Source organism: Nocardiopsis baichengensis YIM 90130, assembly GCF_000341205.1.
In the GTDB taxonomy this organism is placed as follows: Bacteria; Actinomycetota; Actinomycetes; order Streptosporangiales; family Streptosporangiaceae; genus Nocardiopsis_A; species Nocardiopsis_A halophila.
In genome coordinates, this window is sequence record NZ_ANAS01000020.1 from 146994 (window position 1) to 169534 (window position 22541).

A 22541-nucleotide genomic window follows, 5' to 3' on the forward strand; every position below is an offset into this window, starting at 1 on the left:
CCCCCGCCGCGCGACCGTCACACCCCCACACGACGGAAGGTCTGACCGATGAACAACGACCCCCGCATGCCCGACCCCGGCCACCGGCGAAAACGCGCGAGCCGGCGAAGCGCCCGCCCGCGTGCCCTGCCCGTGCTGCTCGTCGTGCTCGCAGGCGCGGCCACCGCGGCCGCCGTCTTCACCGCCCCCTACGTCGTCGCGCCCGCGGCCACGACGGTCGGCGGGCAGTCGCACGGCGACGGCGGGTACGGCGGTCACGGCCGAGGAGGAGACGACCGGGACCGCCGCGACGGCGACGGCCAGGGCCGCGGAGGACAGGACGGCGCCGGCGGAGATGCGCCGGACCCGGCCGATCCGGCCGATCCGGCCGATCCGGCCGATCCGGCCGATCCGGCCGATCCGGCCGATCCGGACGGCGACGGCGTCCCCGGGGCGCCACCCGGCCCCGACGACTTCGTCGACATCCGCGACGTCCCCCCGGCCGACCCCGCTCCGCCGCCGGGTGCGTCCGGAGGCGCCGACGGCACCTTCCGCGCCGAGTGCGGCCGCAACGAGAACGGACTGTTCAACTCCGAGAACGTGATCGTGGCCCCGGGCGTCCCCAACGGCGCCCAGCACACCCACGACTACGTCGGCAACCAGGACATCGACCGGTTCACCGAGGACGTCGCCGCCAACAACGCGATCCTCGCCCAGGGCGGCACCAGCTGTGCCGGGGGCGACCGCTCCCTGCACTACTGGCCGGTGCTGCGCGACCTCACCCGGGAGGGGGCGGACGCCGACGCCCCGGGCGGCGGCGCCGACGGCAACTTCGGCCGCATCCTCACCCCCGTGAGCGTGGACATCGAGTTCCGGGGGAACGCGGTCGACGACGTCGTGGCCATGCCGCGCTTCCTGCAGGCCATCACGGGCAACGCGCGCGCCGCGACCAGCGGGGAGAACGCCAACGCCCAATGGACCTGCACCGGGTTCGAGGACCGGATCTCCACCGAGCGGTACCCGCTGTGCCCCGACGGCAGCGATGTGACGAGGATCATGGACTTCCCGAGTTGCTGGGACGGGCGCGCCATCGAGAGCGAGGACAACCGCTCGCACATCGTCTTCCCCGACCCGGCGTCCGGCGCATGCCCCGAGGGCACGCGACCCGTCCCCCAGCTGCGGCAGACGCTGGTCTACCAGGTGCCCGAGGGGCCCTCGTTCGCCGTGGACGGTTTCCCCGAAGAGGCCCACCAGGCTGTGACGGATCACTCCGACTTCATCAACGTCATGCCCGATGACCTCATGGATGAGGCGGTGACCTGCATCAACAGCGGTCGGGACTGCTGAGCCCGGACCGGGACACGCCCTGCGGACCGGGTGGGCGACACCCGGTCCGCAGGGCTCTATCGTGGGGCAACGGCGAGAAATAGACCACCGGTCTAAACCTGTTGTCCAGACCAACTGGCCGGTGAAGGCACTCGTCGTCGATGATGCGGACCAGACGACGAGAAGGAGCCGCTGTGTCTGAGACCGTTCCCGCCACGGGTGCCGTGTCCACCGAGTCCACCAGCCATACCGCGCCCACCAGCCATAAAGAGCTGATCACCTGGGTTGACGAGATTGCCGAGCTGACGAAGCCCGATGAGATCGTTTGGTGCGACGGCTCGGATGCCGAATGGGAGCGCTTGACTGGTCTACTCGTCGAGAAGGGCACCTTCGTTCGGCTCAATCCGGAATTGCGCCCCGACAGCTTCTACTGCCGCTCCGACCCCAGCGACGTCGCGCGCGTGGAGGACCGGACCTTCATCTGCTCAGAGCGCGAGCAGGACGCCGGCCCCACCAACAACTGGATCGCGCCGGACGAGATGCGCGCGACCTTCGCCGACGTGTTCGACGGCTGCATGCGCGGACGCACCATGTACGTGGTCCCGTTCTGCATGGGCCCGCTCGGGGGGAGCATCTCCCAGCTCGGCGTGGAGATCACCGACTCGCCCTACGTCGTGGTCTCCATGCGCATCATGGCGCGCATGGGCGAGGCAGCCCTGCGCCTGATCGAGGAGCGGGGCTCCTTCGTCAAGGCGGTGCACTCCGTGGGCGCGCCCCTGGAGCCCGGGCAGGACGACGTCGCCTGGCCCTGCAACCCCACCAAGTACATCTCGCACTTCCCGGAGACCCGGGAGATCTGGTCCTACGGGTCGGGCTACGGCGGCAACGCCCTGCTCGGCAAGAAGTGCTACGCGCTGCGCATCGCCTCGGTCATGGCGCGCGACGAGGGCTGGATGGCCGAGCACATGCTCATCCTGAAGGTCACCCCGCCCGACGGCGACCCCAAGTACATCGCCGCCGCCTTCCCCAGCGCCTGCGGCAAGACCAACCTGGCCATGCTGGAGCCCACCATCCCCGGGTGGAAGGTCGAGACCGTCGGCGACGACATCGCCTGGATGCGCTTCGACGACGAGGGCCGCCTGCGGGCGATCAACCCCGAGGCCGGGTTCTTCGGCGTCGCCCCGGGCACCGGCGAGACGACCAACGCCAACGCGGTGCGCACCCTGTGGGGCAACAGCATCTTCACCAACGTCGCCCTCACCGAGGACGGCGACGTGTGGTGGGAGGGCCTGACCGACGAGGCCCCCGAGAAGCTCACCGACTGGAAGGGCCGGCCGTGGACCCCGGAGTCCGGCGAGCCCGCCGCCCACCCCAACGCGCGCTTCACCACCCCGGCCGGGCAGGCCCCCACCATCGCCCCCGAGTGGGAGGACCCGCAGGGCGTGCCGATCTCGGCGATCCTGTTCGGCGGCCGCCGCGCCACCGCCGTCCCGCTGGTGAACGAGGCCTTCGACTGGCAGCACGGCGTGTTCATGGGCGCCAACGTCTCCTCGGAGAAGACCGCCGCCGCCGAGGGCACCGTGGGCGAGCTGCGCCGCGACCCCTTCGCGATGCTGCCCTTCTGCGGCTACAACATGGGCGACTACTTCGCCCACTGGCTGGAGATCGGCCGCGCCACCGACGCCGAGAAGCTGCCGCGGATCTTCTACGTCAACTGGTTCCGCAAGGACGCCGACGGGCGCATCGTGTGGCCCGGGTTCGGTGAGAACTCCCGCGTGATCAAGTGGATCGTGGAGCGCCTGGAGGGCAGGGCCGAGGCGCAGGCCACCCCGATCGGCAACCTGCCGACCGAGGACGCGATCGACACCGAGGGCCTGGACCTGTCCGCGGAGGACCTGAAGTTCCTGCTCACGGTGGAGCGGGACACCTGGCGCCAGGAGGCCGGCCTGGTCCCCGAGTTCTTCAAGACCTTCGGCGACCAGCTGCCGCCGGAGCTCTGGGAGGAGTACAACGAGCTGATCGACCGGCTGGGGTAGTCCCCGTCCGGCGTCCGGGAGGCGGGGAGGCCCCCACCAGGGGTGGGCCTCCCCGCACGCGTGTGCGCGGGGCCTGCCGCCCGTGGGGCCCGGTCGGCCTCAGCCCCGGGACGCGTCCGGGAGGAGCCGGAAGTACTGGCGGTCCTTCTCGTCGCGCACCACGACGCCCAGCCCGGCCAGCTCGCGCCGGAGCTCCTCGGCGTCGTCGCCGTCGTCGTCCTTCTCCAGAGCCTCCCTGCGGGCCCGCAGCAGGGCGTTGGCGGAGGGCGGCAGCTCCGGCAGGCCGTCGACCCACCGCCGGAACTCCCCGGCGTAGGGGTCGGACTCCAGCCAGGGCCAGCCGTTGACCCGGAAGGCCTCGGCGACCCGGGAGGCGCTCAGGTCGCAGGGCATGCGCTCCAGCTCGCCGCCGTCGCCGCCGAGCAGCACCAGCCGCTTGCCGGTCAGCCCCTTGCCCTCGACGAAGGCCCCGTCCACCTGCGAGCGCGGGTGCTCGTGCGTGCGCCCGCGCCGGGTCAGCGCGACCCGGTCGGTGCGGACGGCGACGACCAGAGCGTCGCGGTCGTCCAGGTAGGCCAGGACCAGTCCGCCGATCCCTCCGAGCGCCGCCGCCCCGATGGTCGCCCCGGGCTCGGGCAGCGACTCCAGCAGCTCCAGCGGACCCTGGAAGGGCGCCCAGGGGAGCGAGACGATCCACTGGGCCGCCCACTTGAGCAGGAGCCCCGCGCCGAGGCCGAGGACGGGCAGGAGCAGGCGGACCCAGACGGGGTTGGCCACCACGGCGGCGCCCCCCGCGGCGCCGCCGGACGTGGAAGCGTCGTTGACGTGCATGTCCTCGACGGTAGGCGCGGGCGGTCCGGCCCCGCGTCGGTCGACGGCATGGAACGCGCGGTCCGGCGTCGTCCCTTGGTATGACCCTGGCCGGCGGCACCCGGACCGCCTGTGCCTCCTACTGCCGGTACCCCGACAGCCTGTGCCTTTACTGCCGGTACCCCGACAGGAAGCGCCCGATCCGCCCGACGGCCGCGTCGATGTCGTCGGGGTGCGGGAGGGTCAGGATGCGGAAGTGGTCCGGGCGGGCCCAGTTGAAGCCGGTCCCCTGCACCACGTGGATCTTCTCCTGGAGCAGCAGGTCGAGGACGAACCGCTCGTCGTCGGCGACCGGGTGCACCTTCGGGTCCAGGCGCGGGAAGGCGTACAGGGCGCCCTTGGGCTTGACGCAGGAGACCCCGGGGATCTCGTTCAGCCGCTCCCAGGCCCGGTCGCGGCTCTCCCGCAGGCGGCCGCCGGGCAGCACCAGGTCCTCGATGCTCTGCCGGCCGCCGAGGGCGGCCTGCACCGCGTACTGGGCCGGGACGTTGGGGCACAGCCGCATCCCGGCCAGCGTGGTCAGCCCCTCCAGGTAGTCGCGGGCGTGGTTCTTCGGGCCGGTGACGGCCAGCCAGCCGGAGCGGAACCCGGCGACCCTGTAGGCCTTGGACAGCCCGCTGAAGGTCAGGCACAGCACGTCGGGGGCGAGCGCGGCGGGGCTGTGGTGCTCGACGCCGTCGTAGAGGATCTTGTCGTAGATCTCGTCGCTGAAGACGATCAGGTTGTGCCGGCGGGCCATGTCGCAGATGCGCTCGACGACCTCGCGGGGGTAGACGGCCCCGGTGGGGTTGTTCGGGTTGATCACCACGACGGCCCGGGTGCGGTCGGTGACCTTGGACTCCATGTCGTCCAGGTCGGGCATCCAGTCGGCGGACTCGTCGCAGGCGTAGTGCACGGGGGTGCCCCCGGCCAGGGAGGTGACGGCGGTCCACAGCGGGAAGTCGGGGGAGGGGATGAGGACCTCGTCGCCGTCGTCGAGCAGCGCCTGCACGGCCATCTGGATCAGCTCGGAGATGCCGTTGCCCAGGTAGACGTCGGCGACGTCGAGCTCGGGGAAGCCGCGGGCGGCGTAGTGCTGGACCACGGCCCGGCGTGCGGGGAGGATGCCGCGCGCGTCGCTGTAGCCGTGCGCGTTGGGCAGGTTGCCGATGATGTCCTGGACGAGGGCCTCGGGCGCCTCGAAGCCGAAGAGCGCCGGGTTGCCGGTGTTCAGGCGCAGCACGCTGTGCCCGGCCTCCTCCAGGGCGTTGGCCTGCTCGATGACCGGCCCGCGGATCTCGTAGGAGACGTTGTTCAGCTTGCCCGACTGCTTGTACTCCATGGTGTCCTCCCCGTGTTCTCGCTTGGTTCTACCAAGTAAGTACTTGGAAAGTCCAACCCATTGTCTACACTGAGGCGCATGCCGCACCGAAGCTACGACCAGTACTGCGCCGTCTCCCGGGCCCTCGACGCCGTCGGTGAGCGCTGGACCCTCCTCGTGGCGCGCGAGCTCCAGGCGGGGCCGCGGCGCTATACCGACCTGCACGCCGACCTGCCCGGCGTCAGCACCGACGTGCTCGCCTCGCGCCTGCGCGACATGGAGCGCGGCGGACTGGTGGTGCGCCGCCCGCTCACCCCGCGGGGCGGCGCCGGCCTGTACGAGCTGACCGAGCGCGGCCGGGCGCTGCTGCCGGTGCTGCGCGCGCTGGCCGAGTTCGGCGCGCCGGAGCTCGAAGAGCGCAGGCCCACCGACGCCTTCCGGGCCCACTGGCTGGCGCCGCTGCTGCTCGGCGTGGTGGAGCGGACCTGCCCGGGCGCGTCCGGAACGGTCGAGGTGCGGCTGGAGACCGGCGTGTTCCACGTGCGCCCGGCGGGGACCGCGGGCGGAGGCGCCGGCTACGGCGACGGCCCCGCCGAGCGGCCCGACGCGGTGCTCTCCCTGAGCGAGGAGGCGTGCGTGCGCATCGCCCGGGGGGTGTCGTCCCCGGCGGAGGCGGTGGAGCGCGGCGAGGCGTCGGTCGAGGGCGAGGGGCCGATCGCCCGCGCCCTCCGGGCGGCGCCGGAGTTTACCCCGTCTTGAGCGTGACCCGGCTCTCGTTTGTCGTCCCCCCGTGCGAAGGTGTGGCCTACGACTCACCATAGGGGGATCGAGATGCCGTATCTGCTGCTCATCGGCACCCGGAAGGGCCTGTTCAAGGCCACCAGCGACGACCGGCGCGCATGGGAGGTCAGCGGCCCGCTCAAGCTCGACGCCGAGTCCTGGACCGACATGATGGGGGTGTACGCGGTCGGCGTCGACCCGCACAGCCGCCGCATCCTCGCCGGGGCGGAGAGCTCCCACTTCGGGCCCAGCGTCTGGTACAGCGACGACCTCGGCGCCACCTGGAGCGAGCCCGAGGAGCGCCCCATCGCCCTGCCGGAGGACGCCGAGGAGTCCTTCACCCGGGTGTGGCAGTTCGCCTTCGGCGACGAGCCCGGCACCGTCTACGCCGGGGCCGAGCCGCACTCGCTGTTCCGCTCCACCGACGGCGGCGAGCACTTCGAGCTGGTGCGGCCCCTGTGGGACCACCCGCACCGCAAGGACTGGTTCCCCGGCGCCGGAGGCGGGGCGATCCACACCATCATCCCCGGCAAGGTCGCCGCCGACGGGACGGACCCGCGCGCGATGACGGTGGCCATGTCGACCGGCGGCGTCTACCAGACCCGCGACGCCGGCGCCTCCTGGGAGCCCGCCAACAAGGGCGTCACCACCACCTTCCTGCCCGATGAGATCCCCGAGTACGGCCAGTGCGTGCACAAGGTCTCGGTGGGGGCCGACGGCGCCTTCTTCCTGCAGAACCACCACGGGGTGTTCCGCAGCGAGGACCCGGCATCGGGGTGGGAGCCGATCGCCGACGGGCTGCCCTCGGACTTCGGCTTCGCCATGGTCGCCCACCCGCACCGGCCCGGGGCCGCGCTGAACTTCCCGGTCATCAGCGAGGCCTGCCACATCCCGCCCGACCACCGGCTGCGGCCCTTCCGCACCGAGGACGCCGGCGGGTCGTGGGGCGCCTACGACGCCGGGCTGCCCAAGGAGCCCTACTTCGGGATCGTGCTGCGCGACGGGGCGTGCACCGACGGCGCCGACGACCCGGGCTTCTACTTCGGCACCCGCTCGGGCGACGTGTACGCCACCACCGACTCCGACGGGCGCTGGCACCAGGTCGCCGCCCACCTGCCGGACGTGCTGTGCGTGCGCGCGGTGGAGGTGGAGGCGCGATGGCGGTGACCGTGATCCTGCCCCAGGTGCTGCAGTCCGACGCCGGCGGCGCCAAGCGCGTCGACCTGCCCGGCGGCCCCACCCTGCGCGCGGTCCTGGACTCCCTGGCCGACCGGCACCCCCGGCTCGACCGCCGGGTCCGCGACGAGCAGGGGGCGCTGCGCCGCTACGTCAACGTCTTCATCGGCGACGACGAGTGCCGCGCGGCCTCCGGCCTGGACACCCCGGTCCCCGACGGAGCGGAGGTGCGCATCCTCCCCTCGGTCGCCGGAGGCTGACCCGGACCGCCGGGCCCCGCCACCGGGCGACCGCGCACCCCGTCTCCGCCCGTCCGTGCCGCCGGTGCGGAAATCCGGTTCGCCACCGGCGAGTTTCGCGTGCCCGCGGAGTCCAAGCACGTGTGAGCGTGCGGATGCGGGCCGTGAGGGGTGCGGTGATGGTGAACAGGGCCGGTGGACCGACCGTCGACGACAGGGGCGCGACCGGGGGATTCGTCCCCGACCATGCCCACGCCCTGCTCGAACGGGCCGTCGGGGCCGTGCTCAACGCGGCCCAGCACGCCCGGCCCGAGTTCTTCGAACGGCCCACGCCGTGCGCCGGGTGGAACCTGGAGATGCTCCTGCTGCACACCGCCGATTCGCTGGACACCCTCGGCGAAGGCCTCGGTGAGGGCCGGGTCGCGCTCTTCTCGACCGCGTCCGTCGGCCATGACGCCATCTCCGAGGTGCGGATCCGCGCCTGCCGCCTGCTGCGCCTGCCCGCCGGCGGAGGCGCGGCGGCGGTCGCCGACCGCTCCCTGGGCACGGCGGCGCTGGCCGGGGTGGGGGCGCTGGAGGCGGCGGTGCACGCCTGGGACATCGCCGCGTCCTGCGGCGCCCCGGGGCCGGTGCCGCCCGACCTGGCGGCCGCCCTGCTGCCGGTGGTGCCGCTGGTGGTCACCGACGCCACCCGCCACCGCCTGTTCGCCGACCCGGTCCCCGCCCCGCCCTGGTCCGGCGCGGCCGACCGCCTCGCGGCCCTCACCGGCCGCGACCCGCGGCGGAAGCGCCCCTGACCCCACCGGACGGATCGCGCCGACCCGACGGCGCACGCGCCGAGCCCGCGGTTCCTCCGTGCACCCGACGGTTCACACGGCGGCGAGCAGGGCGTCGATGAAGGGGTTGCGGAACTTGCCCGTCGGGTCGAGGCCTTCGGCCAGCCGCTTGAAGTCGGCGGCGCGGTCGTAGAGGCCGGCGGTCTCTCCCGGTGAGAGGGCGGTGAGCTTGGCCCAGTGGGGACGGGCGCCCAGCGGCAGGAGGCGCTCCTCGATCGCCGCGATCACCGGGCGCACCGCCTCCACGTCGTTCACCCAGGTGAAGTGGAAGGCGGCGGAGTCGCGTCCGTAGGCAGGGCTCAGCCACAGGTCGTCGCCGCGCACGGTGCGCACCTCGGAGATGTGCAGGACCGGCGCGACCAGGTGCCCGATGCCGCGCAGCGCCTCGATGGCGGCCGGGGCGGCCTCGCGCGGCACGAAGTACTCCGACTGCAGCTCGTCCCCGGCGCCGTCGGGGCCGGCCCCGGCCGCGGCCGGGAGGAAGTGGGGCAGGCGCTCGTGCCAGGGGCCGCCGATCCCGAGCTGCTCGGTGCACAGGTCGGCTCCCCTGCCGGGGACGGGGTTGACCCGCTCGCGGGCGGGCTCGCCGCCGTTCGCCCCGTCCTCCGGGGCGCCTTCGGAGCGGTGCTTGAGCCAGAGGCGGGCGTGCCCGCTGTGCCAGTCGGTGAAGGCGCTGACGCTGTAGGCGCGGCCGAAGACCTGGTCGAACCGGTGCACCGGCTCGTCGAGGGGTACGTCGAGGAGGACGCGCTGGGAGACGGTGAAGGCGGGTTCGACGTCCAGCGTCATCCGGGTGACGATCCCGAGCGCCCCCAGGGAGACCACCGCCCCGGGGAAGGTGTCCGGGTGGGTGTCCCGGGCCAGCCGCACCGGGTCGCCCTGCGGTCCGATCAGCTCCAGGGCGCGGACGGAGGCGGACAGGCAGCGCTGGGTGTCACCGGAGCCGTGAGTGGCGGTCGCACAGGCGCCGGCGATGGTGATGTTCGGCAGGGACGCGAGGTTCGACAGCGCGTACCCGGCCGCGTCGAGGGCGGCGCAGGCGTCGGTGTAGGACAGGCCCGCGGCGACCTCCGCCGTCGGCCGCCCCTGTCCGTCGGCGACGGTGACGGTGCCGGGCAACGCGTCCGTCCACACCAGGTCGCCGTCGGAGGCGATGACGGGGGAGAAGGAGTGGGTGCTCCCGAGGGCCCGGATCCTCGGGGAGCCGTGCACCAGTCGGCGCAGTTCCTCCACGGACCCGGGCCGGTGGGTCCGCGCGCCGTCGAAGGCGACATTACGGCTCCAGTTCGCGACCGGTGCTCTGAGGGGACGGGGGAGGGCCATGATCACTCCGATTCGGTGGGCGGTGCTGCGGCGGATCGCGGGGGTGGCGCGGGGCGCACCGACCGCCCCCCGGAGCCGCCCCCTGGGGCGTTCCCCACTGCGCGCGTGCAGGAACGGTCACGTTAGGCGCACCGGGCGCCCGACGTCGCTGTTCGGCCGCTCCGTCGGGCGGGTTTCCGCGGTCAGGGGCCGATCCGCAGGGCAGGCACGAGGACAGGGCGCGGAGACAGGGCGCGGGGGCACGGCGCGGCCTGCTCGGACGGCGCCCCTTCCTACAGTGGGGCCGTCGGGACCGTCCTTCGGCTAGGAAGGCGCGCCCGCAGGCTCCTTCGAGGCCGAACGGGCGGTGGTGGAGGCCAGGGTGTCGACGGTGACGAACCTGTAGCCCCGTTCCAGGAGCCCCTCGATGATCGGCGGAAGCGCGGCCACGGTCTCCGAGCGGTCGCCACCGCCGTCGTGGAGGAGCACGACCGAGCCCGGCTGCACGCCGTCGAGAACGGTCCGGGCGATGGTCTCGGAACCGGGCATCGTCCAGTCGTCCGGGGCGACGTCCCAGAGGACCGTCGTCGCCCGCAGGCGCTGCAGTCGGCCGACGACCTCCGGCGTCCGTGCCCCATAGGGCGGGCGGAAGAGGGACGGCGGGGGGCCTCCGGACGCCTCGGCGACCGACGCGCCCGTGCGCCCGAACTGCTCGCGGAGCTCCTGTCCGGACAGCTCCGGCAGGAAGGGGTGCGACCACGTGTGGTTCCCCAGAGCGTGACCGCCCTCGCGCATCCGGACCAGTTCCTCCGGATGGGCGAGGGCGGTCATCCCCACGCAGAAGAAGGTCGCGGGCACGCCGTATCGGTCCAGGACGTCGAGGACCTGTCCGGTGTAGGGGGGAAGGGGGCCGTCGTCGAAGGTCAGGGCCACGTCGGGGCGGTCGCGGGGACCGTGGAACAGGAACCGGCCCGCGGCGGCGGCGTCCCGGTCGGCATCCGCGCTGGAGGCGATCCAGGCCTCCAGCTCGTCCTCGCGGCCGGTCTGGGTCCCGCGCCTTCGTTCCAGGCGGGTCAGGCGCCCGCGGTCGTACCGAGCGGCGCGGGTCAGGGCGGCGGCGGGGACCGCGCCGAACGCGGGACGTGCGGGCAGTACACCCGGATCGGCCCGGTACACCTCCAGGCCGGCCGCCATCAGCCGTCCGTCGAGGATGCCGTTGGTGCTCTCCACCACCGTGAACCGAAGGGCGTCGAGGCCGCTCAGGCAGGCGATGAGGTCGGTGGTCCGTGAGGCGTCGAATTCGGCCGGGGGCCGGGCCTCGCCGCCGTCGGCGTCGACCACCTCCACACGGTGGCCGGTTCCGGTCCATGATATGCCCGCGTACAGGATGGTTCTGCCCTCCCGGGGGGCGGAGCCGCTCACCGGCTCGGAGCGTATTCGGTGAAGTGGCGCCCGGAGAAGAGCTCCGGCCGCCTGCCGTCGGCCAGGCCCAGTTCCTCCGCCCGCCGGAGCATGTGGCGCCAGTACGGCTTGACCGGTGGCCAGAGGGTGCCGGTCTGGCAGTAGGAGGCGTCGACGAAGTAGCGCTCCTTGCCCCGCCCGTCCGGACGGCGGCGGCGCGTGTGGAACAGGGCGGAGTGCAGGACGACGGTGGAGCCGGGCGGGAGCCGGTCGATGAGGACCTCGCCGGGGAGGGTGGCGCAGTCCAGGTGGGCGCGGGCGTCCTTGGCGGCGATCTCGCGGTGCGATCCGGGCAGGACGGCGAGCGACGAGGCGTCCGTGTCGAGGCCGTCGAGGTAGTGCAGCGCGTGGACCATGGTGTGGGCGCGGTCCGTCTGGGGCCGCTGCTCGTAGTCGTGGTGCCAGGGCTTTCCGGGCAGGTCAGGGGCCTGGCGGTCGCTGTGCAGATGGTGGAAGACGAAATCGGTTCCCATGATGCGGTCCAGCAGCTCCAGGAGCGGCGGATGGCACACGAGCTCGCCGTGCGCCGGGAGCTCGAGCTCCATAAGGGCCGGGGGGCCGTGCGAATCCGGGTCGGTGGCCGCCGCGATGGACCGTGCCCGGAGGCCGTCGTCGACCCACCTGTCGACTTCGCTCTTGAGCGCGGTGACGAGGTCGGCGGACAGGAAGCCGGGCAGGACGAGGTATCCCTCGCGGGCGAAGCGTTCGAGGTCGTCGTCGGTGGCGGCTGCGGGGCTGCGAAGGCCGTGGCTCAGGACCATGGTCGGGGACTCCCTTCGAGGGCCGGGGTGGGGAGGAGGGGGGGCGTCCGGGCGCAGGGGGCGCCCACCATCGGCTGGGAAGAGCGGAGCGCGTCGGCTCAGCGCGGCCAGTCCACGCCGTCGTCGGCGGCCTGCGGGGAGGTCGTGGGCCCCACGGCGGGGGTGCGCGGCCAGTCCACGCCGCCGGAGGACAGGGCCAGGGCGGAGACCAGAGCGAGCAGGGTGAAGGCGGTGGAGGCGAGCATGCGTCGGATGTTCATCGTGAACTCCTCGTGGGGGTGGGGGGCGGACGGTGGGCCCGTCGCCATCGCCAGGGAACCTAGCAATTGGAAGGAAGGTTGGCAATTGTTTGTCTTATGGTTGGCAACATTAGGACAGCAGTGAAGGAGAAGAATTGACTGCTCTGCGCTCTTGCAGGGCAACATTGGGTGTCGGTAAGGCAAATCCGCTGGTATCCTCGTGGTGGCAGGTGGTGGACGGCTCCACGGAGGACGCGCTCGGAAGGAGGCCCCGGTCCGTGCCGGCGCCGCTCCCGGCGCCGACCGCCTCGGCGGGCGCGGGACCAGAGGGAGCGACTGCACGATCAAAGGACAGTGAGACCCACATGTTGGAACAGCCGCTCTTCGGGCGGCGCCTCAGGGAACTCCGGAAGAGGCGTGGACTCTCCCAGGCCGAGCTCGCCGGGGAGGAGATCTCCACCGGCTACCTCTCACGACTGGAGTCGGGGGCCCGCCGTCCCACCGAGAAGGTGGCGGCCCACCTCGCAGAGCGGCTCGGCGTGGCCCCCGCCGACTTCGGGCGTCCGTCGGGCGGGAGCAGCCTGGCCAAAGCGGTCGGTATCGCGGGCTCCTCCGAGGACGGGGAGGCCGACGATGCGCTCGTCACCGCGCTGGAGCAGGCCGATGACGCCGATCCCCTGCTCCGCTGGCAGGCCCTCTGGATGGTCGCGGACCGCTGGTGGCGGCAGGGGGCGCACGCCAAGGAGCGGTCCTGCGCCGCCGAGCTGGTCGCCCTCGCCGACGAGCTGGACCTGCCCGAGCTGCAGTGCCGCTCCTCGACCCGGCTCGCGCGCTGCCTGCGCTCCACGGGCGACATGGCCGGCGCGATCGGCGAGGCGGAGAAGGCGTGCCGGCTGGCGCGGGAGCAGCGGCTCTCCGTCCAGGACACCGGCAAGGCCCTGCTCGTCCTGGTGTCGGCCGAGGCCGAGGCGGGGCGCCTGCCCGAGGCCCGGGCGCACGCCGACGAACTCGTCGACCTCGCAGAGGCCCCTGGGCGCCTGCGCGCCAAGGCGCTGTGGTCGGCGGCGACGGTGCGGTTCCGCATGGGCGAGCAGACGGCCGCCCTTGAGCGCCTGGAACGCGCGATGAAGGGGCTGGACAGCCACGACGACCTGAAGCTGTGGGTGCAGCTCCGCCTGGCCGCCGCGTCGTTCTGTGTGCAGATCGAACCGCCTCTGGCCGATCGGGCGCGGCCCTATCTGGAAGAGGTACGGGTCCCCATCGAATTGATGGGCGGTCCGGTGCTGCGTCAGGAATGGCTCATGCTCCACGCGCATCTGGCGTTCCTCGAAGGGCGGTACGAGGACGCCCGGGCCGCTCGGGACGAGGTGCGTGCGGGGGAGATGCTGCTCGCCTATCGGGACGAGGTGCGACTCGCCGTGCTGGAGGCGCGCCTGATGGTCCTGGAAGGCCGTGTGGAGGAAGGGATCCGGCGCCTCAAGGAGCTCGGTGAGCAGACTCAGGGGGCGGCCAACCTCGATCTGGCGGCCGAGGTCTGGCGGGTGCTCGCCCAGGTGCTGGAGTCGGTGCGCTCGGCACCCTCCCCGGAGCGGCTGGAAGGGTAGGCCGGCCACGGGCACGCCCTGGCCGCGGGCTCCGGGGACGCCCGTCCCGGAGCCCGCGGCCGCCGCCCCACAGGCGTCACATGCGAGCCGGCGCCGACTCCGGTGCGGCCTCGGCGGTGATCTCCACCGAAGCGGCCAGCTCCTCGACCAGGTGACGCGCACGAGCAGGCGTGTCGGCACCCACGGCGATGCTTCCCACCCGGTCGCCGGAGTCGCGGGTGCCCGTGAAGGCGTCTCCGGGCGCGGCCGTGAACTCGGCGCACAGGACCGCGGGGTGCGCCGTGGCACTGTCCCAGCCCTCGACCCGTGAGAGACGACCCGCGGGCGCGCTCAGAAAGCGGACCGCTCCGGCCCGGGTGGCGGCCGGCGGCGGTGTGACGGGGCGGCCGAGCGCGTCGTCGTAGACCGGGCCGAACATCTCCAGGCCGGGCATGGCGTGCTGAAGCAGCACGTGCAGCCAGTCGCCCCCGGGGCGGGAGTGCAGCTCACCGAGGACCACCCCGTCTCGGGTGAGCCACAGTTCCACATTGAACACCCCGAACCTGAGGCCGGCGGCGGTCAGTGCGGCCCGTACCCGCGATGTGATCCGCCGGGCCGTGTCCGCGGGCAGATCCGCGGGGATCACATGCCCCAGCTCCACGAAGTGCGGCGGTGGGAAGAGCGACTTCCCGGTCACCGCGAGCACGTGCGGTTCGCCGCCGAGGAACAGGCCCTCGACGCTGAGCTCCTGCCCTTCCACGAACTCCTCGACCAGGAAGAGGCCCGGGTCGGGCAGTGCGGCGATGGCCGAGGGCAGGTCGTCCCGGCCATCGATCCTGGTGGTCCCGATGCTGCCCATGCCGTCCCGCGGCTTGACCACCCACGGTCCGCCGCTCTCCCGCAGGAACGCCTCGGCGTCCGCGACCCCCCGGCACAGGCGGACCGAGGGCTGGGGGAAGCCGGCCGAGGCCAGCAGCGCACGGCAGGCGTCCTTGTTCCTGGTCTGCCGAACGGCGGGCAGCGGGTTGCCCGGCGCCCCCATCAGCTCGGCGATCCGGGCCGTCGCCTCTACGACGGTGTCCCGAAGCCCCAGGACGATGTCGAAGCGCTCTCCGGCGGCGAGCCGCTCCTCGGCCCAGCGAAGGCTCGCCCGGGGGTCGTCGGGATCGACCGCCGATACCCCGTCGGCCAGGGCGGTGACCTTCCCGATCCGGGGCAGGACCTCGGCGCGGTGGGTGACATGCGTGTGGATTCCGCGGGCGCGTGCCTCTTCCAAAGCGAGGCGGGCGATGTCGATGCTGGAGCCCACCGGATTGGCCCCTCCGACGAGCAGGAGGCGGGGTTGGCGGGACGTCGTGTCCATGATCGGTCCTTCCGGGCAAGAGGCCGTCCCGGCCCGGGACGGCCTGGTGTCGGTCCATGCGGCGCGGCCCTGCCGGGGACGCGGCCGCGGCGGGTGGTTCACCGGGCCAGAGTGCGCCTGAGCCAGTCCACGCGGGCGGTATGGGCGGTTCGCGAAACCGCGGCCCCGGGAACCCACTCGTCGAAACTGTGGAAGGCGCCGGACCACACGTGCAGCTCGGCCCGGCCCCCCGCTTCCCAGATCCGGGAGGCGTAGGCGATCCCCTCATCGCGCAGCGCCTCCACCGATCCCACCTCGATGTAGGCGGGCGGGAGCCCGTCCACCCGGTGCGCACGCGCAGGCGCGGCGTAGCCGCTGACGCCGTGGCCCCCCTGGGCCCCGCCCAGTAGAGCCCTCCAGCCGGTCAGGTTGGACCGCCCGTCCCACACCCCCACGTCCAGCATCTGGGTGTGGGATCGACTGCGGCACCGGTCATCGAGCATCGGGAACTGCAGGAACTGCCCGCACGGCCGCGGGCCGTCACGGTCCCGGGCCAGGAGGGCGAGTCCGGCGGCCAGCCCTCCTCCGGCGCTGTTGCCCCCGACGACGATGCGCCCGGGATCGATTCCCAGCGCCGCGGCGTTGCGGGCCAGCCACGTCAGCCCGGCGTAGCAGTCCTCGACGGGGGCCGGGTGCGGGTGCTCGGGCGCCAGCCGGTAGTCCACGGCCGCCACGGCGGCGCCCAGTTCCTGGGCGCGGTCCAGGTCGCAGGCGAGCTCGGACCCCCGATGGGTCCCGGCGACCATTCCGCCGCCGTGCACGTGGTACAGGACCGGGAACGGCCGGGGCGCCGCCGTCGGAGTGCAGATCAGCAGCGGCACGGCGGGGGCGCCGTCGGGGCCGGGGGCGGTGCGCTCCCGGACGGTGAAGGCACCGCCCCGCTCCAGCGCCTCGTCCGGGAGCCGGGCCCGCCGGGAGCGCAGGCGCCGGTCGGGGATGAGCCGGGGGGTGAGCGGCATCGCCATCTCGGCCCGGATCCGCCGCAGGGGTTCGGCCAGTTCCGGATCGAGCGGGGGAGGAACGCCCTGTGCGGGGGCCGGGGGCGCGGGCGGGAGATCGGTGGGGTCTGCGGACACGGTACTCCTGGGATCGTGGTGGGAGAGGCGCGGAGCCGGGTGCGTCGCCTCAGTCGTGGACCAGGGCGAGCGCGTCCACCTCCAACAGCAGGTCGGGGCGGTACAGCGCGGCCACCTGGACGACGGTGCTGGCCGGAGGCAACCGGGTGTCGATGAAGGCGTCCCTCACGGCCAGGACCGCGGGCACGTGGTCGATGTCGGTCAGGTAGTAGGTGAGCTTGATGACGTCGTTGAACGTGGCGCCCGCGGCCGCCAGGCAGCGGTGCATGTTGGTGAACACCCGGTGGGCCTGTGCGGCCGGGTCGCCGGGGCCCACGAGCGCGCCGTGCTCATCGAAGGGCATCTGGCCCGCGATCGCCGCGGTCCGCCCCGGGCCGGCCACGACGTGGGTGTAGCCCGAGCTCGGGGCGACCCCCTCGGGCGCCGGGATGTGGGTGAGTCCGCCGTGTTCCATATCCGTCCTCTCGTCGCTGGGTCCGTGTGTGCGGGCGCCGCCGGAGCCCGCCGCAGTGCGCCGGGTCCGACCGGAGGGGCGGCCGTTCGGGCGCGCTCACCGGCGGGTCGCGGTGCTGTGGGCGAACCATGTGGCCAGGCGGCGCATGCGTTCGGACGTCTCGTGCTCGTCGGGGCCCTGGACCACGGCGGTTCCCGCATGGGCGCACGAGGCCCGGCGCGCGTCGGAGAGGACGTCTCCGACGCGGGTCGGCAGGTGGACCTCGACCACACCCTCGCGGCGCATGACCTCGTCCTCGGCGGGAAGCGAGGAGACGGTGCCGGGGGAGGCGGTCAGGAACACGTCCCCCAGCCACGCGTCGGCGGGCCGCGGCGGAACCGAGGGGGCGAGTCCGAGAACGGCCCGGGCCCACTCCTCGTGCAGGTCCACCCCGTGCTGGCGGCGGATCATCGCGTCGAACGAGCCGCCCGGAATGCGGCCTCCGCACTCGCCGAAGAAGAACCGGTCGCCCTGGTCGAACACTTCCATGTGGAAGACGCCGTCGTGATGGTCGAGGGCCTTCATCGCGTGCCCGGTGAAGGCGCGCAGGTCGTCGTAGAGCCCCGGGCGGTGCGCGGGGTGCTGCAGGACCGAGGCGACGATCCCGCCGTCGCGGATCGCCAGAACGTTCTGCAGGTAGCGCCCGACGGACAGGAAGGTGATCCTTCCCGCTCGCACGACGCCGTCCACGTGGAGTTCAGGGCCCTCGATCCACTCCTCGGCGATCCAGGGGCCGCGGGCGCCCGAGTGCGCCAGCGCGCGGGCCGCTTCGGCGCGTTCCCGCTCGGAGTGCCAGGAGTGGACCCCGCGGGTCGCCGAGTTGCCGAGCGGCTTGACGACGCCGCGCGTATAGGGGAGGCCGTCGAGCTCGTGCGGATGGACCACGGCCCGGGAGTCGGCGACGGGCAGGCCGGCGTTACGGATCCTGCGCTTCTGCACTTCCTTGTCGCGGAGGGCCACGGCCTGCTCCGGCGTGCCCGTGCTCCGCCGCCCACCGATCAGCGCGGCGTTGACGAGGGTGAACTCGAACTGGCTGCACACCGTGTCGAAGTCCTCGGCGCGCACCCCCTTGCGCGCCAGACCGGCGAGCACCGACTCGGCTCCGGCCGGGTCCTCCACGACGATCGTGCACGCATCGTCGAGGATCCCATTGCGTGGGCCGTCGTCCTCGGGGGCCAGCACGCACACCACCTCGGCGCCCAGGCGCCGCAGGGCGGTCACCGCGTCCGGCCGCCAGCCGATCAGCAAGACCTTCTGTGCGTGCGTCCGTTCCGGGATCCGCATGGTCATCTCCGTCTCCTCTTCGGCGTGAATCGCAGGGGAAGCGACCGCGGGCCCGCGACGGCGATCGAACGCACGCGCGGTGCCGGGCCGAGAACCGCGACATCGCCCGCCCGGTCGAGGAGCCCGGTCAGCAGCCGGCGCATCTGGGCCCGGGCCAGCGTGGCGCCGATGCAGTAGTGCTCGCCCGCGGCCAGTGCGATGTGGCGGTTGGGGCGGCGGGCGATGTCGAAGCGGTCGGGGTCGGCGAAGACCTCCTCGTCGCGGTCGGCCGAGGGGAGCCACAGGACGACGCGCTGCCCGGCTCTGATCCTCTGGCCCCGGAGGGTGCAGTCGCGCGTGGCGGTGCGCATGCTGTGCACGGCGCTTGACGTCCAGCGCAGGATCTCCTCGACGGCGCCGGGGAGCAGCGCCCGGTCCTCGTCCAGGCGCCGGAGCTGTTCGGGGTGGCGGAGGAGGGCGAGAACCCCGCCGACCAGGGCAAGCCTCCCGTTCTCGGTCGCGCCGATGAGGTTCTCGCAGTTCAGGAGGGCCTCCTCTTCGGTAAGGAGCCGGTCCTGCACGGTTCCGTGGACCAGGGCGCTCATCAGGTCGTCGGCCGGCTCCTCCATCCGTCGGAACAGCAGCTCGCTGAAGTACTCGAGCAGGCCCGGGTGCGCGACCAGCGACGTGTGGGCTTCGAACGCCTCGTCGGTCCAGGCCAGGAGGCGGTCGTGGTCCTGTTCGGGAACGCCCATGATCCGGCAGATGAGCGTGTGCGAGAGCCGCCCGGCGATGTCGTGGACGGCGTCGCAGTCGCCGAGCTCGAAGGCGCGGTCCAGGGTGGAATCGACCGCGGCCGCGATGGTTCCCTCCAGGCCCCGCACGGCCCTGGTGCTGAACCAGTCCGCCATCAGGCCGCGCAGGAGCCGGTGCCGGGGCGGGTCGCTGAGCGCCAGGGTCATGCCTCCGCCGGGGTCGTCGCCCTGCCGGGCCGGTCGGAGCAGGACTCCCTGTTCAGAGGAGAACGTCTGCGGGTCGCGGTAGACGGCCTTGATGTCCTCATGGCGCGTCAGCGACCAGAACGCCGGCAGTTCGGACGCGTGATGGAAGTGCACCGGTGCGTTTCTGCGCATCCAGCGCCAGACGAGGTGCGGGTCCCCGTCGGCGTGGAGCGCGGTCTCGGTGAGCAGGGCGGGGTCGGGGTCGTGGAGGGGCAGGGCCGCTGAGGTCATGACGGTGCTCCCGGAACGAGCGCGTGAAGGCGGTCGGAGAAGCGTTCTGCGAGGTCGCGGCAGGTGGACCCGGCCACCGCTTCGGGGCGGTAGGACAGCTCCAGCCGCAGTCCCCCGTGCGCTTCCGGCCACAGTTCGGCGTGGAGCTCCAGGGGGAGGTCGAGGTAGGGCTGGCGGATGAAGGAGGCCCGCACCCCGGACAGCTCCAGCTCCGGGGCCCGGTTGTCCTGGAGGGCCATGAGCGTCTGGTAGATCGGGGGGCGGCCGTCCGCGACGGCTCCCGCGGCCTCGGCCAGGTCCTCCAGGTCCGCCTCTTGGGCGGAGAAGGCACCGCGGACCAGACGTGCGGTCGCCGTGAGCGCGTCGGGGCCCTCCCCGAGTGCGGCGCCGCGCATCCGCACGCAGAGCATCGTGATGTGGCACCCCACGGCGTGCTCCAGCCCGGGGCCGTCCCTCCGGGCCGCGGGAACCCCGAGCGCGAAGTCCCACTGCCCGGTCACCTCCGCCAGGCTCGCGGACCAGGCGTGGAGCAGGGCGCAGAAGCGCGTGGTCCCCGCCGCCGCGGCGGCGCGGTCGGCGGCGTCCGCCACGTGGGCCGGAATCGCCGCCGCGACCCGGCCGGGGGGACCGGGTGCCGTGCCCACCGGTCGGCGGGGCCAGCGTATCGGCGGCACCCCCCGGAGCTCCTCGCGCAGGCCGGGGCTTCGGTCGTCGGAGTGCGACAGGCGCGCGATGCGGGTGGAGTGCAGGCGCTCCAGGGAGGGCGGCTCGGGACCCGGGGCCTCCCGGTCCTCCAGCGCCGCGTTGTAGGCGGCCGCCAAGTCATCCGCCAGCACCGACTCCGACCAGCCGTCGAAGGCGATGTGGTGCACGACGCAGCCGAAGAACCAGCGGTCACCCGAGGAGAGGGGGACCAGCACCGTCCGCCAGACCTCGCCGTCCTCCAGGAGCAGGCCGTCGGACAGTTCGGCGCGCAGCGCGCGGAGCGCGGCCTTGGAGGAGGGCTCGGGCCCCAGCACTTCGAGCGGGGGTGCGGGGACGTCCGCGGGGACGGCGGAGGGGACGGGGAAGGGCGTGTACGCCGCTCGCAGGGGCTCGTGCCGCCGGTGTACCGCTGCTGTGGCCGCTTCCAGCGCGTTCGGATCGGGCTCTCCGTCGATCCGCCAGACCAGGGTGCAGTACCCCGTCCGGTCCGACGGCGACGTGAGCTGCCGGGTGAGATAGACGGACTGCATCGGGGTGAGCGGAACGGCGCCGCCGGGCGCGTCCGGCCCGCCGGCCCTGTCGGCCCTGTCGGCGGCCCCTCCGCCGTCGCCGGTGGGGCGGGGCTCGGCCGAGCGCAGCCATGCGGCCAGGGCCGAGGCGGAGGGGTACTGGTAGAGGCGGGAGACCGGGACGGCTCGGTCCAGGCTCTCGGCCAGGCGAGAACAGACCCGCCCCGCGTCCAGGGAGGATCCGCCGAGTTCGAAGAAGGAGGCGTCGACCGGTGTCCTCCCCGGGCCCAGTACCGCGGCGAAGGCGGCGGCGACCGCGCGCAGGACGGCGTCGTCGTGGGCCCCGCACCGTCCGCCGTCCCCAGCGGCCCGGTCCCCGGGCGGGTCCGCCGCCGCGGCGGCGGCCGGCACCGCGCGCAGCAGCGCCGCCTCGTCCAGTTTCCCCTGCGGGGTGAGGGGGAAGGCGTCGACACCGACCACCGACGAAGGCAGCTCATAGGCGGGGAGCTGGGCCCTCAGCGCGGTGCTCACCTCCTCCCAGCGCTCCCCTGGCCGTGCCGGGACGCAGAAGGCCACCAGGTCGCGGACGGCGCCGCCCGCGTCCCGGCGGGCCACGATGCGGGCACTGCGCACGGGGGCCAGGCGTTCCAGCCTGCGCTCGATCTGGGCGGGCTCCACCCGGTGGCCGCGCAGCTTCACCTGCCGGTCGGCCCGGCCGCGGAAGCGGAGCAGGCCGTCCTCACCCCACAGGCCGAGGTCGCCGGTGCGGTAGACGCGTGTCCGCTCCCCGCCGATGCGCAGGTGGGCGAACTTCTCCCGGGTGAGCGCGGGGTCGCCCAGGTACCGGAGCGCGAGCCCCTCTCCCGCGATGCAGATCTCGCCGGTGCGGCCGGGTTCGCAGATCCGGTCGCCGTCGAGGACGTACACCTGTGTGCCGGGCACCGGCCGGCCGAGGGGGATCCCGTCGTCGCGGTCGCAGTCCCGGGCCGTGACCCGGTGCGTCGTGGCGAACACGGTGCTCTCGACCGGCCCGTAGCCGTTGTACAGATCGGCGGAGGGGTGCCGGTCCAGGAACCGGCGCACGTGTCCAGGGGAGAGGCGCTCGCCGCCGACCATGATCCGGCGCAATCCGGTCAGGGCGCCGGGCGCTTCGTCGACCAGCATGTTGAACAGGCCAGCGGTGATCCAGGCGGTGTCCACCCCGTGGCGGGGGACGGCTTCGGCCAGGAAGGCGGGGGTCAGGTAGGGATCGTCCGCGACCACCGACGCGCCGCCGGTGAGCAGCGGCGACCACAGCTCCAGGGAGAAGGCGTCCCAGGAGGTCGGGGCCGCCAGCGGCACGGTCGCGCCGAGGGCCAGGCCGCCGGGGCGGAACAGTCGGGACGTCGCTCGGTGCGGGCTGACCACCCCCTTGGGCGCGCCGGTGGTGCCGGAGGTGAAGAAGATGCAGGCGGGGTCCGTGCCGCGGGCGACGGCGGGCCGGAAGGCGGGGGAGGGGGCGGTGCGGCCGCGGGGAGGGGTCCATACCGGAACACCGGTCCCGGGCGGGGCGGACGGGGTGCCCTCGGCCCCGGCGACGGCGAGCGGGGGAGTGAGCCGATCCAGGATCTCGCGGATCCGGGGGGCGGGCCACCCGGGGTCCAGTAGCGCGTACGCCGCGCCGGTCTTGAGCACGGCGAGCGCGGCGGTCACCGCCTCGATGCCGCGCGGTAGCAGGATCGGGACGAAGGAGCCCGGGCCCGCCCCGGCATCGGCGAGCCGTTCGGCCCAGGCGTCGGCGGTCCGGTCCAGCGCCCCGTAGGTGAGCGCGGTCCCGTCGCCGACGAGCGCCGGCGCCCCGGGGGCCTCGGCGGCGCGGCGGGCGAAGATCTCGTGCAGGCCCTGGCCGGGGCCGTTGTGCACAGGCCCGGTGGCGAAGCAGGGGTCCGAGGGCACGGCCGTTCCCCTCTCGAATTTGCCAATCTGCGGATGGT

The 22541-nt window shown here is 73.6% G+C and carries 19 protein-coding genes; 7 read left to right on the forward strand and 12 right to left on the reverse strand.

Annotated features, from left to right (window positions below):
- Positions 1–48: 48 nt before the first annotated feature.
- On the forward strand, positions 49–1326 hold the full coding sequence (locus C892_RS0117395; protein ID WP_017558220.1) for a DUF1996 domain-containing protein: 1278 nt from the start codon (positions 49–51) through the stop codon (positions 1324–1326).
- A gap of 173 nt (positions 1327–1499) precedes the next feature.
- On the forward strand, positions 1500–3341 hold the full coding sequence (locus tag C892_RS0117400; RefSeq protein WP_193374787.1) for a phosphoenolpyruvate carboxykinase (GTP): 1842 nt from the start codon (positions 1500–1502) through the stop codon (positions 3339–3341).
- A gap of 99 nt (positions 3342–3440) precedes the next feature.
- Here C892_RS0117400 and C892_RS0117405 read toward each other — a convergent pair whose 3' ends face one another.
- Positions 3441–4172: a YqeB family protein gene (locus C892_RS0117405; protein ID WP_017558222.1), complete on the reverse strand. Its 732-nt coding sequence runs from the start codon at positions 4170–4172 to the stop codon at positions 3441–3443.
- Positions 4173–4320: 148 nt separating this feature from the next.
- The gene (locus C892_RS0117410) at positions 4321–5532 is read right to left on the reverse strand and encodes a pyridoxal phosphate-dependent aminotransferase (RefSeq protein ID WP_017540781.1); all 1212 of its coding nucleotides are present in this window, start codon (positions 5530–5532) and stop codon (positions 4321–4323) included.
- 78 nt (positions 5533–5610) lie between these two features.
- On the opposite strand from C892_RS0117410, the gene C892_RS0117415 reads away from it, so the two are divergent.
- From C892_RS0117415 to C892_RS0117430, 4 genes are all read left to right on the forward strand, one after another.
- Positions 5611–6270, forward strand: coding sequence for a winged helix-turn-helix transcriptional regulator (locus C892_RS0117415; RefSeq protein WP_017558223.1), 660 nt, complete (start codon positions 5611–5613; stop codon positions 6268–6270).
- 72 nt (positions 6271–6342) lie between these two features.
- Positions 6343–7458, forward strand: coding sequence for a beta propeller repeat protein (locus C892_RS0117420; RefSeq protein ID WP_017558224.1), 1116 nt, complete (start codon positions 6343–6345; stop codon positions 7456–7458).
- The gene (locus C892_RS0117425) at positions 7449–7727 is read left to right on the forward strand and encodes a MoaD/ThiS family protein (RefSeq protein ID WP_017558225.1); all 279 of its coding nucleotides are present in this window, start codon (positions 7449–7451) and stop codon (positions 7725–7727) included. Before C892_RS0117420 ends, C892_RS0117425 begins: the two co-directional genes overlap by 10 nt.
- 158 nt (positions 7728–7885) lie before the next feature.
- On the forward strand, positions 7886–8503 hold the full coding sequence (locus C892_RS0117430; RefSeq protein WP_239647425.1) for a DinB family protein: 618 nt from the start codon (positions 7886–7888) through the stop codon (positions 8501–8503).
- A gap of 72 nt (positions 8504–8575) precedes the next feature.
- Here C892_RS0117430 and C892_RS0117435 read toward each other — a convergent pair whose 3' ends face one another.
- From C892_RS0117435 to C892_RS31615, 4 genes are all read right to left on the reverse strand, one after another.
- A complete protein-coding gene (locus tag C892_RS0117435; RefSeq protein ID WP_026124444.1) occupies positions 8576–9865 on the reverse strand; it encodes a D-arabinono-1,4-lactone oxidase in 1290 nt (429 codons plus the stop codon).
- A gap of 303 nt (positions 9866–10168) precedes the next feature.
- Positions 10169–11266, reverse strand: a complete 1098-nt coding sequence (locus tag C892_RS0117440; protein ID WP_204366453.1) for a polysaccharide deacetylase family protein — start codon at positions 11264–11266, stop codon at positions 10169–10171.
- Complete coding sequence (locus C892_RS0117445) at positions 11263–12066, reverse strand: phytanoyl-CoA dioxygenase family protein (RefSeq protein WP_017558229.1); 804 nt, start codon at positions 12064–12066, stop codon at positions 11263–11265. Before C892_RS0117445 ends, C892_RS0117440 begins: the two co-directional genes overlap by 4 nt.
- 98 nt (positions 12067–12164) lie before the next feature.
- Positions 12165–12326 (reverse strand): hypothetical protein, encoded by a 162-nt coding sequence (locus C892_RS31615; RefSeq protein ID WP_017558230.1) that lies wholly within the window; start codon positions 12324–12326, stop codon positions 12165–12167.
- A 344-nt stretch (positions 12327–12670) separates the two neighbouring features.
- On the opposite strand from C892_RS31615, the gene C892_RS0117455 reads away from it, so the two are divergent.
- Positions 12671–13909, forward strand: a complete 1239-nt coding sequence (locus C892_RS0117455; RefSeq protein ID WP_017558231.1) for a helix-turn-helix domain-containing protein — start codon at positions 12671–12673, stop codon at positions 13907–13909.
- A 76-nt stretch (positions 13910–13985) separates the two neighbouring features.
- On the opposite strand, the gene C892_RS0117460 is transcribed toward C892_RS0117455, so the two are convergent.
- The 6 genes from C892_RS0117460 to C892_RS0117485 form a co-directional block, all read right to left on the reverse strand.
- Positions 13986–15251 carry an ATP-grasp domain-containing protein gene (locus C892_RS0117460; RefSeq protein ID WP_017558232.1) on the reverse strand — a complete coding sequence of 422 codons (1266 nt, stop codon included), beginning with the start codon at positions 15249–15251 and terminating at the stop codon, positions 13986–13988.
- Positions 15252–15349: 98 nt separating this feature from the next.
- Positions 15350–16366 (reverse strand): alpha/beta hydrolase, encoded by a 1017-nt coding sequence (locus C892_RS0117465; protein ID WP_017558233.1) that lies wholly within the window; start codon positions 16364–16366, stop codon positions 15350–15352.
- A 49-nt stretch (positions 16367–16415) separates the two neighbouring features.
- Positions 16416–16820 carry a RidA family protein gene (locus C892_RS0117470; RefSeq protein WP_017558234.1) on the reverse strand — a complete coding sequence of 135 codons (405 nt, stop codon included), beginning with the start codon at positions 16818–16820 and terminating at the stop codon, positions 16416–16418.
- Positions 16821–16916: 96 nt separating this feature from the next.
- Positions 16917–18149, reverse strand: a complete 1233-nt coding sequence (locus C892_RS29130) for a hypothetical protein (protein ID WP_017558235.1) — start codon at positions 18147–18149, stop codon at positions 16917–16919.
- Entirely contained in the window at positions 18146–19354 is a 1209-nt protein-coding gene (locus C892_RS0117480) for a cytochrome P450 (RefSeq protein ID WP_017558236.1), read from the reverse strand. The genes C892_RS29130 and C892_RS0117480 overlap by 4 nt, the downstream gene beginning before the upstream one ends.
- Entirely contained in the window at positions 19351–22503 is a 3153-nt protein-coding gene (locus tag C892_RS0117485) for a non-ribosomal peptide synthetase (protein WP_017558237.1), read from the reverse strand. Before C892_RS0117485 ends, C892_RS0117480 begins: the two co-directional genes overlap by 4 nt.
- Positions 22504–22541: the final 38 nt, after the last annotated feature.